General features: G+C 56.9%; 11 protein-coding genes. 8 read left to right on the top strand and 3 right to left on the bottom strand.

The window, feature by feature from the left end; genetic code table 11:
* The first annotated feature begins 135 nt into the window (after nt 1-135).
* The 8 genes from cysG (at nt 136) to rsmA (ending at nt 11721) form a co-directional block, all read left to right on the top strand.
* Complete coding sequence (gene cysG, locus QWU00_RS01290) at nt 136-1533, top strand: siroheme synthase CysG (protein WP_006557032.1); 1398 nt, start codon at nt 136-138, stop codon at nt 1531-1533.
* Between the two features lie 431 nt (nt 1534-1964).
* Nucleotides 1965-3623 carry a porin gene (locus tag QWU00_RS01295; RefSeq protein WP_035377765.1) on the top strand — a complete coding sequence of 553 codons (1659 nt, stop codon included), beginning with the start codon at nt 1965-1967 and terminating at the stop codon, nt 3621-3623.
* A 175-nt stretch (nt 3624-3798) separates the two neighbouring features.
* Entirely contained in the window at nt 3799-4626 is an 828-nt protein-coding gene (locus QWU00_RS01300; RefSeq protein ID WP_035377763.1) for an aldo/keto reductase, read from the top strand.
* 199 nt (nt 4627-4825) lie between these two features.
* On the top strand, nt 4826-5974 hold the full coding sequence (lptF, locus tag QWU00_RS01305) for an LPS export ABC transporter permease LptF (protein WP_045542857.1): 1149 nt from the start codon (nt 4826-4828) through the stop codon (nt 5972-5974).
* A gap of 17 nt (nt 5975-5991) precedes the next feature.
* Nucleotides 5992-7107: an LPS export ABC transporter permease LptG gene (gene lptG, locus QWU00_RS01310; RefSeq protein ID WP_035377759.1), complete on the top strand. Its 1116-nt coding sequence runs from the start codon at nt 5992-5994 to the stop codon at nt 7105-7107.
* A gap of 6 nt (nt 7108-7113) precedes the next feature.
* Nucleotides 7114-9441 (top strand): LPS-assembly protein LptD, encoded by a 2328-nt coding sequence (locus QWU00_RS01315; RefSeq protein ID WP_035377820.1) that lies wholly within the window; start codon nt 7114-7116, stop codon nt 9439-9441.
* An 80-nt stretch (nt 9442-9521) separates the two neighbouring features.
* The gene (locus tag QWU00_RS01320) at nt 9522-10883 is read left to right on the top strand and encodes a peptidylprolyl isomerase (RefSeq protein WP_035377818.1); all 1362 of its coding nucleotides are present in this window, start codon (nt 9522-9524) and stop codon (nt 10881-10883) included.
* Nucleotides 10855-11721 (top strand): 16S rRNA (adenine(1518)-N(6)/adenine(1519)-N(6))-dimethyltransferase RsmA, encoded by an 867-nt coding sequence (gene rsmA, locus QWU00_RS01325; RefSeq protein WP_052051138.1) that lies wholly within the window; start codon nt 10855-10857, stop codon nt 11719-11721. The genes QWU00_RS01320 and rsmA overlap by 29 nt, the downstream gene beginning before the upstream one ends.
* Before the next feature lie 455 nt (nt 11722-12176).
* Here the strand turns inward: rsmA and QWU00_RS01330 are convergent, their stop codons facing one another.
* The 3 genes from QWU00_RS01330 to rpsR all read right to left on the bottom strand — a co-directional run bounded on the left by QWU00_RS01330 (nt 12177) and on the right by rpsR (nt 14385).
* Nucleotides 12177-13391 (bottom strand): SAM-dependent methyltransferase, encoded by a 1215-nt coding sequence (locus QWU00_RS01330; RefSeq protein ID WP_035377757.1) that lies wholly within the window; start codon nt 13389-13391, stop codon nt 12177-12179.
* Between the two features lie 108 nt (nt 13392-13499).
* Nucleotides 13500-14096, bottom strand: a complete 597-nt coding sequence (gene rplI / locus QWU00_RS01335) for a 50S ribosomal protein L9 (RefSeq protein WP_035377755.1) — start codon at nt 14094-14096, stop codon at nt 13500-13502.
* Between the two features lie 13 nt (nt 14097-14109).
* Complete coding sequence (gene rpsR / locus QWU00_RS01340) at nt 14110-14385, bottom strand: 30S ribosomal protein S18 (protein WP_006557020.1); 276 nt, start codon at nt 14383-14385, stop codon at nt 14110-14112.
* Nucleotide 14386: the final 1 nt, after the last annotated feature.

Here is a 14386-nt window from a genome sequence, read left to right on the forward strand (position 1 = left end):
GGCGCTTTCTCTTGTCTGTTATCAAGGCTCTATCATGGCAAGAGCCCTCCAGACGTGCAGAAAAATGAAAAAAGTGCGCTTACGGAGAAAACGCACTCTTGCATCCGGGCGTGAAGACTGCTTGCTCCTTATTTTATGCAACCTCCCTCACAGAAATCTGGCTGGTTCCCTGTTGTCCTCCATCTGGAGGGCGCGCGCGTGCTTGTGGTCGGCGGCGGGAATGTCGCGGCCAACAAGGTACAGCTCCTTGTTCCTACCGGGGCAAAGGTGGAAGTCCTCTCCCCCACCCTCAGCCCGGAACTTCAGACTCTGGCTGAAGACGGCGCGATCACGCACATACAGATGGATGTTACGCCAGCAGATATGGCCGGGCGCCTGCCCGGTTGCCGGCTTGTGTATGTCGCCACCAATGATACCGGGCTGAACCGGGCAGTGGCAGCACTGTGCCAGCAAGCCAATGTGCCAGTCTGTGCAGTGGATGACCCCGGCGTTTCCAGCTTCATTACGCCTGCCCTTACCCTCCGCGGCGCGGTGCAGGTTGCTGTCTCAACAGGGGGTGCGGCCCCTGTGCTTGCCCGCCGTCTACGGGCAAAAATTGAAGAAATTCTTCCTGCAGGGCTGCACAGACTGGCAGATTTCATGCAGGCCATGCGCCTGCCCTTGCGCGACAAACTCCCCAATTCATCAGACAGAAGGCAAATCTGGGAGCGCTTTCTGGACGGACGCGGCAGCCACCTTGCCCTCAATGGTGACATGGCTGGCGCCGAGCAGGAACTGGAGCGCCTTCTTGATGGCCATACGCTCAAGGGCGAAGTCTGGCTGGTTGGCGCTGGCCCCGGTGACCCGAACCTGCTGACCCTTGCCGCCCTCCGGCTGATGCAGGATGCTGATACGGTGCTGTATGACAACCTCATCGGCCCCGAGATTCTCAATTATGTCAGGCGGGATGCCGAGCGCATTTTTGTGGGTAAGCGCCGCAACCGGCACACTTTACCGCAGACAGAGATCAATAACGAACTGGTGCGCCGCGCCAAAGCTGGTGAACGTGTCCTGCGCCTGAAGGGCGGAGATCCGTTCATTTTCGGGCGTGGTGGGGAAGAAATGGAAGCCCTTATGGAAGCGGGTATTCCCTTCCGTATTGTGCCGGGCATTTCCGCTGCCAATGGATGTGCAGCCTACGCAGGCATCCCGCTTACCCACCGTGATTGCGCGCAGGCCTGCCTGTTCATTACCGGCCACGCCCGCGCGGACGGAACACTTGAACTGGCGTGGGAAACCATTGCCCTGCGCAGCCAGACAGTTGTGATCTACATGGGCCTGAACATGCTGCCCTTTTTGTGCACTCAACTGAAAACGCACGGCCTGCCGGGTGACTGGCCCGCTGCCCTTGTGGAACGGGGCACAACCCCACAACAACGTGTCTTCACCGGCACGCTGGATACGCTGCCTGACCTTGCAACCACCCATAATGTGATCAGCCCGACGCTGGTCATTATTGGGGAAGTCGTGCGTCACCGCGTTATTCCGGGCTAAAAGAGAGATAAAAATTTCGTGATAGTTTCTCTTTGCAACCATCGCTAAAGGGCGTTTTTAGAACGCCCTCAAACTTTATTCAGATTGGCAATCCATAATCTGCACATATCTCACCTCATCATTACTGATAAGACTATAGAACAAAAGCAGGATTATCTCGTTCTGTTATAACATTTTTTGATCAAAACAATACTCTCGCAACTCCTTGTTTTTAAATATTTCGTTCTCCGCCCTACTTCCAATTGATCCGACCAAGAGCTCATCACGCGCTCTGAAAACGCAGCGCTCCCCACCCGAATGGGAAGCGCCATCCTCCTGAATATACAGAAAAAACAACCCTCTCCTGCGCCAAAAACACCTGTCATGAAGGTGTTGACGCAAGCCCCCCGCTTCTTCCACAGAGAGAGTTCCATTCCAAGGAGCGGATATTCATGGCGTCGAAGAAGCACGCTTTTTACACTCTTTTACTTGCTGCCTCCGCCTGCGTGCCGTTTTTTGAAGCTCCTGCGGCTCTGGCCGATGATTACAGCGATCTGCTGGATATTTTGCGCGCCAAAGGCAGCCTGACCCAGCACGAATACGATACGCTGCTCTCAAAGCATCTGCGTCACACGGCTGCCCCCGCCCAGCGGAGCAGCGGTCCGGCCCATGCCGTGCATACCTCAGCCTCCTCTGGCGGTGCCCATCACGTTACGCCGCATGTCACACACTCGGTTCAGGCAGGATATGAAGATGGCATCCGCTTTGATCCGGGTGCGGAAGACAACGCTAGCCTGCGCGCCCAGCAGGCCGCAGACCGTGCGGAAGCCAGTGCCCGCTCCGCACAGCAGGCCATGCTCTCCACGCAGGATGCGCTCAACAGCAACAGTATCGTGCGCGTGGCAAAATACGTGCCCGGCAAGGGGCTGACCTTCAAGGCTGGCCCGGTGGACATCAATCTCTCCGGGTTTATCAACGGTTTCTACACGTACAACAGCCCAGCAGGCGGACGGCCTGTGGCGGGTGGTGTCTCCACCGGCTCCAGCGGGTTTGACTCTTCCGCTGTGCGTAACGGCCTCCTGCCCGCAGGCTTCATCCTGAAGCTGAGCACCACGCAGTCTGGCATTGATATGTCTGCCGTGGTGGGCATGTATCCGGGCATCAACAACGCCAAGAACGGTGCGTTCAACGCCAATACTGGCGGTAGCCCGGTTGGGCTTGGCACGGCCGGGATCGATCTGCGACAGGTTTACGTCACCTTCGGCAACAAGGACGTTGGCACATTCAAGGTTGGCCGAGACCTCGCTATTTTTGGCAGCGACGCCATCCTGAACGATGCGACCCTGCTCAGCGTAGGTTCCACCGGCAGCAACGCCGCACCGGGCAATACATCACTGGGGCGCATTGGCGTAGGTTATGTCTATGCGGACTGGATACCGCAGATTTCCTACGTCTCCCCCACCTATCACGGCTTTCAGGGCTCCGTGGGCGTATTCCAGCCTCTGGATGAATTCAACTTTGCCGGCGGGGGGTATTCTGCGGAATCCACGCAGCATTCGTCGCCCATGGTGCAAGGCAAAGGCACGTATGATTTCAAGATTGGTGGCGTTCAAACCCGCATCTGGGCCAGCTTTCTGGTGCAGCATCAGCAAGCCCTCACTAGCGCTTATCTGGAAGAAGAAGGAAGCGGTCGCCGTGGCGCTATGGCGGAAGCAGGCGAAATTGGCACCAAATTCACCTATCATGGGTTTCAGGGCGTTGCCTATTACTATCGGGGGAGCGGGCTGGGCACGACCGGCCTGTTCTTTGATGGGATTGCAGCCAATGGGCGCAAGCGTGCGTCAGAAGGCTATTACGTGCAGGCCATGTATAACTTTACCAAGAAATTCAAGCTGGTTGGCAGCTACGGTGTCAGCAACCTGTATCAGGCACCCGGCGAAAACAGCACGGAACTGGTGCGCCGCAACCAGTCTGAAGTTGGGGCCGCTTATTACAGCCTGACAGACTGGCTGAATCTGGTGGGTGAATTCGCCCATACGGAATCCGCTGCCCACGGCCCCAACCGCAACAGTGACAATTCCGGCTCCGCTGGGGTGATCCTGCTGTTCTGATCCATAGAAGAGGCTGGTCTTCTCGCGTTCCAGATCAGCACTCCCTTCGCGGAAAGTGCTGATCTGGAACGTTACGCCTGCATATACGTTTGCAAGAACAATGCTCCCCTTGCCCCAGAACTTATTTTTCTGAGGCACGGGCAGCCTTTGCATGCTCGGAAAGGTTTGAGACGTAATGCCCACCGCACCCCTTTTAACATTGAATGACGGCCACAAAATTCCTGCCTTGGGGTTTGGCACCTACCCCATGAAGGATCAGGAAGTAGAAACCGCCGTGCAGGCGGCATTGCTGACGGGATATCGGTTGATTGATACAGCCGCCCGTTATGAGAACGAGACTGGTGTTGGCAATGCCATCCAGGCCTCAGAGATTGATCGCAAGGATATTTTCCTGACAACCAAACTGCGAGGATCTGAGCAGGGATATGACGAAGCGCTCCGCGGGTTGGACGCCAGCCTGCAACGGCTGAACATGGAGTATGTTGACCTCTACATCATCCACTGGCCGCTCCCGGCAAAGGATCTATACGTAGAAAGCTGGAAAGCCCTGATTGCCGCCCAGAAGGATGGCAAGGTACGCTCTATTGGTGTTTCCAATTTCCAGCCGGCTCACCTGGAACGCATCATTCAGGAAACCGGCGTTACTCCCGCGGTCAATCAGATTGAAATCCATGTTGATTTCCCACAGCCTGACCTGGTGGCTTTCAATACCCGCCATAATATCCAGACAGAAGGCTGGCGCCCCTTAGGTAAAGACCTGCTGGAAAACCCCGTGATCGGCCAGATTTCCGAAAAACATAACCGCAACCCGGCCCAGATCATGCTGCGCTGGGCTACGCAGTCGGACATCATCCCGATCCCCAAATCCAGTAACCCGGACCGCATGCGCGCCAATCTGGAAATATTCGATTTCACTCTGGATGACACCGATCTGGCCGAGATTGCGACACTCAACACCAATAATCGGCTGGGTGGAAATCCAGATACGTATGAAGAGTTCTGATTTCTGAAAAACGCCTTTTTCACCCCCACGGCAGAGTCTCGCTCAGGGGCCCTGTGGTGAGGGTGAAAATAATTTTTTGGTCTTTTGTCAGCCTGCCGCCACGCTAAAGCCTTATCTCGCTTCTAAAAGCCCCCCTTCCTTGCACATCTTCCTGGTCAGGGGGTGTTGCCCTTGCCACCGGAGGGGCTAGATAAGGCACATGACCGCCCGTTCATTTTCATCCTGGCTGAAAGCCCGCGTTCCTACTCTGGACCGCTACGTGTTTCATCAGCTTCTGGTCGCACTGCTGGCAACAACAGGCGGGCTGGCGGCCCTTATCTGGCTCATGCAATCCCTCCGCTTTGTTTCTCTGGTGGTGGACCGTGGGTTATCTCTGCGGGTGTTTATCGAGCTTACCAGCCTGCTCATCCCCTCCTTTGTCGCGGTCGTTCTGCCCATCACCACCTTTGTGGTCAGTCTGTTTGTGTATCAGCGGCTGGCAGGAGACCGAGAACTAACGGTTATGCGGGCTGCCGGTCTTTCCCCCTTTGCGCTGGCACGACCGGGGCTGGCCTGCGCCATCATGGCCACTCTGGCAGGGTTCATGCTCAACCTGTGGATTGTTCCGCATTCCTATCATGCCTTCCGGCAGTATGAATTCCAGATCCGCAACAAGATGGCTGCCTTCATGTTGCAGGAAGGGGTGTTCACCAAGGTTTCGGATGTCATGACGGTCTATATCCGGTCCCGCACGCATGATGGTACGCTGCACGGCATTGTGGTGCAGGATGACCGCCAACCTGACCGCCGCGCCACCATTCTGGCCAATCACGGCACCATGATGATCGTCAACGACACACCGCGTGTTGTGCTGTATGACGGCTCACGTCAGGTGATTGACCATAAAACGGGGCGGCTCGACATGCTGGTGTTCCAACAGGATTCCATGGACCTGTCTTCCACGCATCAGGAAGACGCCCGTTTCCGCGATGCCGCCGAAATGTCCCTGCACGAACTGCTCCACCCCAACCCCCAGGAAGTCTCCGCACGAGATACAGGCAAGTTCAAGGTGGAAGGGTGGCGCAGGCTGACATCCCCCCTTACCTGCTTCTCCTTTGCCATGGTCGGGCTGTTTGCCGTGCTGCGCGGCGTGTTCTCCCGCCACGGAAATATCAAGCGCCCACTTGCCGCTGTGCTGAGTGTAGTGGGGCTTCTGGCCACCAATCTGCTGCTGCAAAACCTTGCCAGCCGGAATATGGCGCTTATTCCGCTCATTCCCCTCGTTGCCCTTCTGCCCGGACTTGTCTGTTCGGCTATCCTGTTCGGGGCGGAATTCCGGTCTGGTCGCACCCAGACCCGTTCGGCCTGAGGGAAAAAAGCGCCATCATGGTTGTTTCCGTTACGCTCTCTCTCTACATCGCGCGCCAGTTCGTCTTTTCCGTGCTGGCCATGATCGCCTCGCTTACAGGCATTGTGTGTCTTTTTGACTTCATTGACCTCCTGCGCCGCGTGGCAACAAAGCCGGATGTCTCCACCAATGTGGTGACGGAAATTGCGGCTCTGCACGTTCCTTACTTCGCCATTGAAATTCTGCCATTTGGTATCCTGCTGGGCGGCATTGTCTGCTTCTGGCGTTTGACGCGCTCTTCCGAACTGATTGTGGCCCGTGCGGCAGGCATTTCCGCATGGCAGTTTCTGGCCGGCCCGCTTGCCTGCGCCATGCTGATTGGGGCTACAGCCACCGGCATTATTTCCCCTGTCTCCTCGACCATGTATCGGCGCGCGGAGGAGTTGGATCAGCAATATCTGCGCACCGGCGGCGGCCCCCTCAGCCTGTCCAGTGGCTCCCTGTGGCTGCGTCAGTCCGATACGCAGTATGATCCCCATGGCGTGGCCATTCTCCATGCGCGTGGCGTGCAGTTAGGCAAGGACAACATTATCCGCATTCGTGAGATCAGCGTGTTCCGGCTGGATCATAATGACAAACTGATGCTGCGAATCGAATCTCCGGAAGGCTATCTGGGAGATCGCGCTTGGGTGCTTCAGAACGCCCAGACCGTGCGCCCTTACGATATTCTCCGCTCTGTCGGGCAATTTAATCTGCCCACGGATCTGACCGTCAGCCGCGTGCAGGAAAGTTTCTCCTCACCCGAGACCCTCTCCATCTGGGCGCTCCCCAGCTTTATCAAGCTGCTGGACCGCTCAGGTTTTTCCTCAATCCGACATAGAATTCACTTCCAGTCCCTCCTGGCGCTGCCCATGCTGGCAGGCACAATGGCGCTGGTTGCCGCCGGTTTTTCCATGCGGCCCACCCGCCGAGGTGGCGTTGCGCAGATGATCGGGTCTGGCGTTGCGGCAGGATTTCTGCTTTTCACAGTATCAAAAGTTGCAGAGCAGTTTGGTAACTCAGGTGCCCTTCCGCCCGTTCTTGCGGCCTGGGCCCCCACAGTCGCCGGGTTGTGTCTTGCTATTTCGTTGTTACTTCATCTGGAGGATGGCTGATTGACCGTGGCCTATCGGCCTTCCCGCAACCGGCGGCTACGCCGCAGGCATGCTCTGGCTGCCGCTACGGCACTGGGCAGCGTGGCTGCATACGCGGTGCTCGAACCGCCGCGGGCGGCGCACGCCCAGTTCCGGCCCCAGCCCATGCATCTGAACACGGGCCGCACAACATCCTCTAATGATCCCGCCACCTTTCAGGCCGACAAGGTGGATTATGATGATAACGAGCACACCGTCACCTGGACCGGCAACGTGCAGGTTTGGCAGGGCGATCATGTAATGCGGGCGGACAAGATTGTCTTTGACCGTGATACAGGCGTTGTGGCCGCACGCGGTAACGTTGCGACAGTGCAGCCGGATGGCTCCGTGCTGTACGCCCATTATGCCGAACTCAGCGGCAACATGCGCGATGGTATCATGCAGCATGTCCACGCTGTTCTGCCGGAAAACGCCAAGCTGGCCGCCAACGGCATGCGCCGCACGGGCGGCAAGCTCAATGACATGAGCCGCGCTGTCTATACAGCCTGTGAAATCTGCGAAAAAGACAAGACACGCGCGCCGTTCTGGCAGTTCCGAGCCTTTGACGCCACGCAGGATCTGGAACACCAGAAAATTGATTTCCGGGATGCCTATCTGGATATTCTGGGCATTCCGGTTCTGTATCTGCCTTACTTCTCCATGACGGACCCCTCCGCCAAACGGCACAGCGGCTTCCTCATGCCGGGCATCACCCCGCATGACCGTTATTTGGGCACATATTTCACCATCCCCTATTACTGGGTGCTTGATGATCAATCCGATGTCACGGTGCAGGGGCTGTTCTCTACCAGAACCGGCCCGCAGATCAGCGCGCAGTATCGTAACCGTTTCAACTTTGGCTCCCTGAACATTCAGGGCGGTCTGGCGTATGACACCCATCGCGCCGATTCTTACACCAACGATTTCGGGCACGATGTTGAAGGCGGCGGTGGCCACGGCATACAGGGCTATCTGTTTGCCAATGCGCAGTTTGCCATCAACAAATACTGGCGTGCCGGGGCCAACATAAACGTGGCCACGTCAGCCGACTACATGCGCGATTACCGTATTCAGGGGTATGGGTCTGATACCCTGAATTCCAACGCCTATCTTGAAGGTTTTGGCACCGGCTCCTACAGCCGCGTGGATGCCCAGTTCTATCAGGGCCTGAACCAGGGTGTTATCCGCAACACCGATCTACCGTTCGTGCTGCCCCGTTATACCTACAGTTTCCTGAGCCAGCCCGATGCATGGGGTGGCCGCTTTGGCATGTCCACCACGGACTTCAACGTGAAGCGTGACAACGGCACGTCGGACATCCGTGGCCAGATGGCGCTTAATTGGGACCGCCCCTTCCGTAACCGGCTGGGCCAGCAGTTCCTGCTCACGCTGCATGTGGATTCCATGGTCTATCGGGCCCGCAAGCTCTACCAGCAGCCCAACTATTACCAGCACAATAAAAGCCTCACCAGCGGGCAGGTTCTGCCGACCATCGCCCTCAAGACCAACTGGCCGTTTGTCCGCACCTTTGAACATGGACGAGGCTCTCAGATTATCGAACCTATCGTGCAAGGGATTTACGCGCCTAACACGGGGGCTGGCGCGAATGATCTCATCCCCAACGAAGACAGTATGGCTTACGAATTCACGGATTCCACCCTGTTCGCGCTCAACCGCTATCAGGGCACGGACCGGCTGGATGGCGGCCTGCGCGGCAATGTGGGTATCCACGCCAACTGGACATGGGACGGCCATGAAGTGGATCTGTTGGCCGGAGAGAGCTTTCAGGAGCACATCACGCATGACCGCATTCCCTATTCGGGCCTGGAGCACCATGCGTCTGATCTCGTGATGCGGGCGCGTGTCTCACCCAACCAGTATTTTGATTTCAACGCCCGTATGCGTCTTGATCCCTACACCACCAAAATCAACTTTGGTGATGCATTATTCAGCGCTGGCGTGCCGCATTTCCGTATTCGCGGTGGCTATGTGTATGAGCCGGTTACGCCCTATTACTACTACGCCACCAATTACCGCGAATATAATCCGCCCTCACTCTACTACGTCAAAACCAGCGAACTGAGCGGCGGCTTCTCTTCCGACTGGGCAAACTGGCATCTGTCCGGCTTTGCGCGGCGCAGCCTCTCCCGGAAAGAGTTTGTTTCTCTGGGCGGAGATATTGGATACAATAATGACTGCTTCGGCATTGATTTCATGTATCTCAAACAATACACCTCCATTGGCGGCCAGCAGCGTAACTCCACCTATCTGTTTACAGTCAGCCTTAAAACGCTTGGGGCGTTCGGCCTGAAATAAGAACTGCTTCAAAAACCGTGCTCTCTCCGCTATCAGAAACTGTGTTCCTTTTCCGGCAGAAAGCTGAAAGACTGTTCCGCATGCGTCTGCGCTCTCTCACCTTGGCGTGCTCTCTTGCCGCGCTGACTGTTCCTGTTTTTGGTGGCGCTGCCCAGGCAGCCACGCACCATCACACTGCCACGCAAGAGAAAGCTGTTGCAAAACAGCCTGCCGCCCCTGAGCCTGACGACATGATCATCAGGGTTATCAACGGCATTCCCCTTACCAAGCGGGATGTTGATAACCGTGGCAAACTGTTTGCGCTTTCCACGGGCCTGCCGGTCAATGCGGAGCTGATGGACCGTCTCCGGCCCCAGATTATCCGCCAGTTGATTGATGAGCGCCTGCGCACGCAGGAAATTCTCAGCCGCCATATCAACGTGGCGCCAGAACAGATTGCCGCAGCCATTGCTGGTATTGAGCGGCGCAATGGCATGCCGGAAAACGCCCTACGGAACAAACTGGCGGAAGACGGTGTTTCTCTAACCACCTTGATTGATCAGATCCGGGTGCAGATTGGCTGGGTTCAGGTGCTGCGGCAGGAACTGGGAGGCCGAGGCCGTGTTTCTGCGCGCGAAATTGCCCAGCGTGAAGAAGCCCTGAAACGCGAAGATGGCCGGATTGAATACAATCTGAGCGAAATCTTTGTCCGCGTGGAAGACCCCCGGCACGCGGAAGAAGAACTGGCGTTTACCAACACCGTTATTCAGGAACTCCGCAAAGGTGCGCCTTTCCCGATTGTGGCCGCACAGTTCTCTGAAAGCCAGACAGCACTGGATGGCGGCTCCATGGGCTGGGTGCAGGAAGATGAGCTTGATCCTTCCGTGGTGGCCATGGTCAAGCAGATGCCGGTTGGCGTAGGAGCTATTTCCAACCCCATTACGGTACCCGGTGGCTTTGTGATTATCAGCGTAAACGGCAAGCGCGTTATCGGGCATCAGCCCGGCCATGTAGCCACTATCCGGCAGGCTTTCCTGCCGTTTGACACTCCCCTCAACCCCGCACAGGTTACGCCCCAGCAGCAGCAGACCCTGCAAAAGGCCATGCACTATATGCAGACGGCCTCCTCCTGCGCCGAAGTTGAAGCCATCAACAAGCAGTATGGTGAAAAACGCCCAACAGACCCCGGCGAACTTCAGCTTGAACGCCTGAACCCTCAGATGCGGGATCTGATGCTTTCCCTGCCCTTGAACAAGCTCTCCCGTCCTCTGGTGTCAACTGACGGGATCGACATGATCATGGTGTGTTCTAAAAAAGAAAAAAACTTTGCTGACCGTCCCCCCAGTGAAATTGCGGATCAGCTCATGAACGAACGTGTGGAGCAGACAGCCCGCCAGCTTGATAGTGATCTGCACCGTCGCGCCATGATTGTGGATGTGCACGGCAAGCCCCGGGGAGTTTAAGACCCTGTTCCCTGCCCTTGAGAGCCTGCGTGATGTTATCAGCCGGCACGGACTGGATGCGCGCAAGGCTCTTGGCCAGCACTTTCTGCTTGATCCCGATATCACAACCCGTATCGCCTCTCTGGCTGGCAAGCTGGATGGGCGGCATGTGGTGGAAGTTGGCCCCGGCCCCGGTGGCCTGACCCGCGCTCTGCTAGCCACGCCCGCAGCATCTGTCACCGCGGTGGAACTTGATACCCGCGCCGTAAAGGTCATCACGGAACTCGCCACTCACTTCCCCGATCGGCTCACCGTCGTGGAAGCGGACGCCCTGAAGCAGGATCTGACACGCCTGTGCCCGGCACCCCGCCATATTGTCGCTAACCTGCCCTACAATGTTGCCACCCCGCTTCTTATTGGCTGGCTGCGTCAGGGAACCGCGTGGGAACGTCTGACACTGATGTTCCAGTTGGAAGTGGCAGAACGCATCTGCGCCCTTCCGGGCAGCGAGCATTATGGTCGTCTGGGGGTGCTGGCCCAATGGTGCGCACAATGCGCCATTGTCATGAAGCTGCCGCCAGGCGCGTTTTCCCCGCCGCCAGCCGTGTGGTCTGCCGTGGCAAACATCATTCCCCATCCAGAGCAGCCTGAGCCCGCCTTGTTCAAGGCGATGGAGCGGGTAACAGCCGCAGCATTCGGACAGCGCCGAAAAATGCTGCGTGGTTCCCTGAAAAGCCTGCAAGGGGAACGACTTCTGGCCGAAACAGGCATTGATGGCACCCGTCGGGCTGAAACGCTGAGCGTGGCTGAATTCGATCACCTCGCCAAAGCGCACCTGGCCCTGTCCCGCCAAGTCTGACGCTGCCTTGCTGCGTCTCAAAAAGCTGGTGTTAAAAAAGTCACTTAGAGAGCTCTGATATACCGCAGGGCTCATCTATTTAGGCACGAAGGGTTCCTGAGCACTGCCCTTGGACCTGAAAGCAGCGTTTCAAAAGCGAAACAGGGTTGTCTGCATCCTTGCCCCACACAGGGCGAACCTGCGTTGCCGCGCAAAACTCATTCCCTCGCCTCACAATGTCAGAAACCTATTGAGGCAGGGCGCGGAGGGGCATCTCGTCGAAAGCAGAAAATATTTGGTCGGTTGATACCAGCCCGTATGGGCAGGAATTCGTCCATCATGTAGAGCACAAGAGGCATGACCCAGATGCCCAGAGGTTGTTTCAAAAGTCTCCACTCAGGTGATTTTCCTCTGACCACTCCCATGAGGCGGATAAGAGTCATCCCTCATCCGCCTTTGGTAGAAGAAGAATCGCCCTATTGGGACACAGGCCCTTCGGCTTCGACCATATAATCCCGTGTCAGAGGCACGGCATCAATGCCCGGTGAAATCTGTAGCTGAAAATTCATATGCCCCTGAACCCGGAAGGAAAGTTCCGCCGCATCCAGATAGAATTCAAACATCCGCGCAAAACGCTCATCATACAGTGCCACGGCCCGCGCCCGGTTGGCCGCAAACCGCTCCCGCCAGATGGCAATGGTCTTTGCATAATGCAGGCGCAGGATTTCACAATCCGTGACCCACAAGCCTGATTTCTCAACGGCGGTAAAAACCTCGCTTAGGGAAGGAGAATAGCCACCGGGGAAAATGTATTTGTTGATCCAGGGGTTTGTCGTGCCCGGCCCGTCATTCCGCCCAATGGAATGCACAAGAGCCACCCCATCATCCACAAGGCTGTTTTTCAGAATATCAAAAAATTCGCCGTAGTGACGCACGCCCACGTGCTCAAACATGCCTACGGAGACAATACGGTCAAACCGGCGATGCAGATTACGGTAATCCAGCATCTCAAAGCGCACGCGCCCTTCCAGCCCTTCATCGCGCGCACGCTGGCGGGCAATGGTCAACTGCTCCTCGGAAAGCGTGATGCCGGTGACAATGGCACCGTAATCCCGCGCCAGCGTAAGGCCCATGCCGCCCCAGCCGCACCCGATATCCAGCACTTCCATGCCGGGCTTTAGCAGCAGCTTGGACGCAATATGCCGCTTCTTGGCTTCCTGCGCTTCATCCAGTGTCTCGTCCCCACGGCGGAAATAGGCGCAGGAGTACTGCTTATCCTTATCCAGAAACAGATCATACAACCGGCTATCAAGGTCATAATGATGGGCAACATTCTGGCGGGCGCGCTTGACGGGATTGAACTGAATCCAGCCACGGCAGGCATAGCGGAAGCTTGCTGCAATCTGCTCCGGCAGATGGCCGGGAGACATGGCGTTGAGCATCAGCAGATCAAGAAGCTGATACAGCGTGCATCCCTTTGGGCGAATGCCGCCATTCATATACCCCTCGCCAAAGGCAAGCCCTGGGTTGAGCGCCAAAGCCCTTGCACTGGCCGAATCAAGTAGCTCCATACCGGCTTCCGGCCCTGGTTTGCTGCCTTCATACACAGTCTGCGCCCCATCTGGCCACGCCACGTGCAGGCGGCCGGACGAGATAAAATGCCGCAAGATCCGGTCAAGAAGTCGGTTCATCCGTGCTGGCTCCTTCATGCCCAATTTTCGGGGCACCATAAGCCAAAAAAAAGGGTCCGGAAATTACTTCCGGACCCTCTTTCCTGTCAGCAACAAGAAAAAAAACGATTAAGCAACCGTATTTTTTTCTTCTGCAGCAACTTCAGCTTCGTCAGTGACGATTTCGCCTTCAATAACGGCTTCATCGCCAGCCAGTTCGGCTTCTTCTTCCACGCTGGTCGCTTCGCCACGTGCCTGACGTTCAGCTTCTTCAGTAGAACGGGCAACGTTGACGATAACCGGCACGGTGACTTCCGGATGCAGGGAAACCTTCACTTCATACAGACCAAGAGACTTGATCGGATGAGCCAGGGAAACCTGCTGACGGGAGATGGTGAAACCAGCTTCCGTAACAGCTTCAGCCACATCACGCGGAGAAACGGAGCCATACAGGCTGCCGCTGTCACCAGCCTGACGGATCAGGATCACTGCCAGACCATCCATACGTTCGGAAAGACGCTCGGCTTCTTCACGACGTTTGATGTTCTGTGCTTCAAGCTGGGCGCGTTCACGGTCGAAGCGTGAACGGTTGGCTTCGTTTGCACGAATGGCCTTGCCCTGCGGCAGCAGGAAATTACGGGCATAACCCGGACGAACCTTCACCACATCGCCCATCTGTCCCAGATGTTCAACGCGCTGAAGCAGGATCACTTCTGTAGCAGCCATGATCTCGTCCCTCTCAGCTCATCACGTAGGGAAGCAGGGCCAGGAAACGGGCACGCTTGATAGCCTGTGCCAGCTCACGCTGCTTCTTTGCGGAAACGGCCGTAATACGGCTGGGCACGATCTTGCCACGTTCGGACAGGAAACGGCTCAGCAGACGCACGTCCTTGTAGTCGATCTTCGGCGCGTTCGGGCCGGAGAACGGGCAGGACTTGCGGCGACGGTAGAACGGGCGACGGGCGCCTACAGCCGGGCGGCGGGCGGCGGGATTGATTTCCATCGTGTCAGACATG

Source organism: Acetobacter tropicalis, assembly GCF_030644465.1.
In the GTDB taxonomy this organism is placed as follows: Bacteria; Pseudomonadota; Alphaproteobacteria; order Acetobacterales; family Acetobacteraceae; genus Acetobacter; species Acetobacter tropicalis.

Bases quoted from the DNA above. Each gene is read 5' to 3' on its own strand.
- cysG (WP_006557032.1), top strand. From the start codon at position 136: ATGCAACCTCCCTCACAGAAATCTGGCTGGTTCCCTGTTGTCCTCCAT.
- QWU00_RS01295 (WP_035377765.1), top strand. From the start codon at position 1,965: ATGGCGTCGAAGAAGCACGCTTTTTACACTCTTTTACTTGCTGCCTCC.
- QWU00_RS01300 (WP_035377763.1), top strand. From the start codon at position 3,799: ATGCCCACCGCACCCCTTTTAACATTGAATGACGGCCACAAAATTCCT.
- lptF (WP_045542857.1), top strand. From the start codon at position 4,826: ATGACCGCCCGTTCATTTTCATCCTGGCTGAAAGCCCGCGTTCCTACT.
- lptG (WP_035377759.1), top strand. From the start codon at position 5,992: ATGGTTGTTTCCGTTACGCTCTCTCTCTACATCGCGCGCCAGTTCGTC.
- QWU00_RS01320 (WP_035377818.1), top strand. From the start codon at position 9,522: ATGCGTCTGCGCTCTCTCACCTTGGCGTGCTCTCTTGCCGCGCTGACT.
- rsmA (WP_052051138.1), top strand. From the start codon at position 10,855: ATGTGCACGGCAAGCCCCGGGGAGTTTAAGACCCTGTTCCCTGCCCTT.
- QWU00_RS01330 (WP_035377757.1), bottom strand. From the start codon at position 13,391: ATGAACCGACTTCTTGACCGGATCTTGCGGCATTTTATCTCGTCCGGC.
- rplI (WP_035377755.1), bottom strand. From the start codon at position 14,096: ATGGCTGCTACAGAAGTGATCCTGCTTCAGCGCGTTGAACATCTGGGA.
- rpsR (WP_006557020.1), bottom strand. From the start codon at position 14,385: ATGTCTGACACGATGGAAATCAATCCCGCCGCCCGCCGCCCGGCTGTA.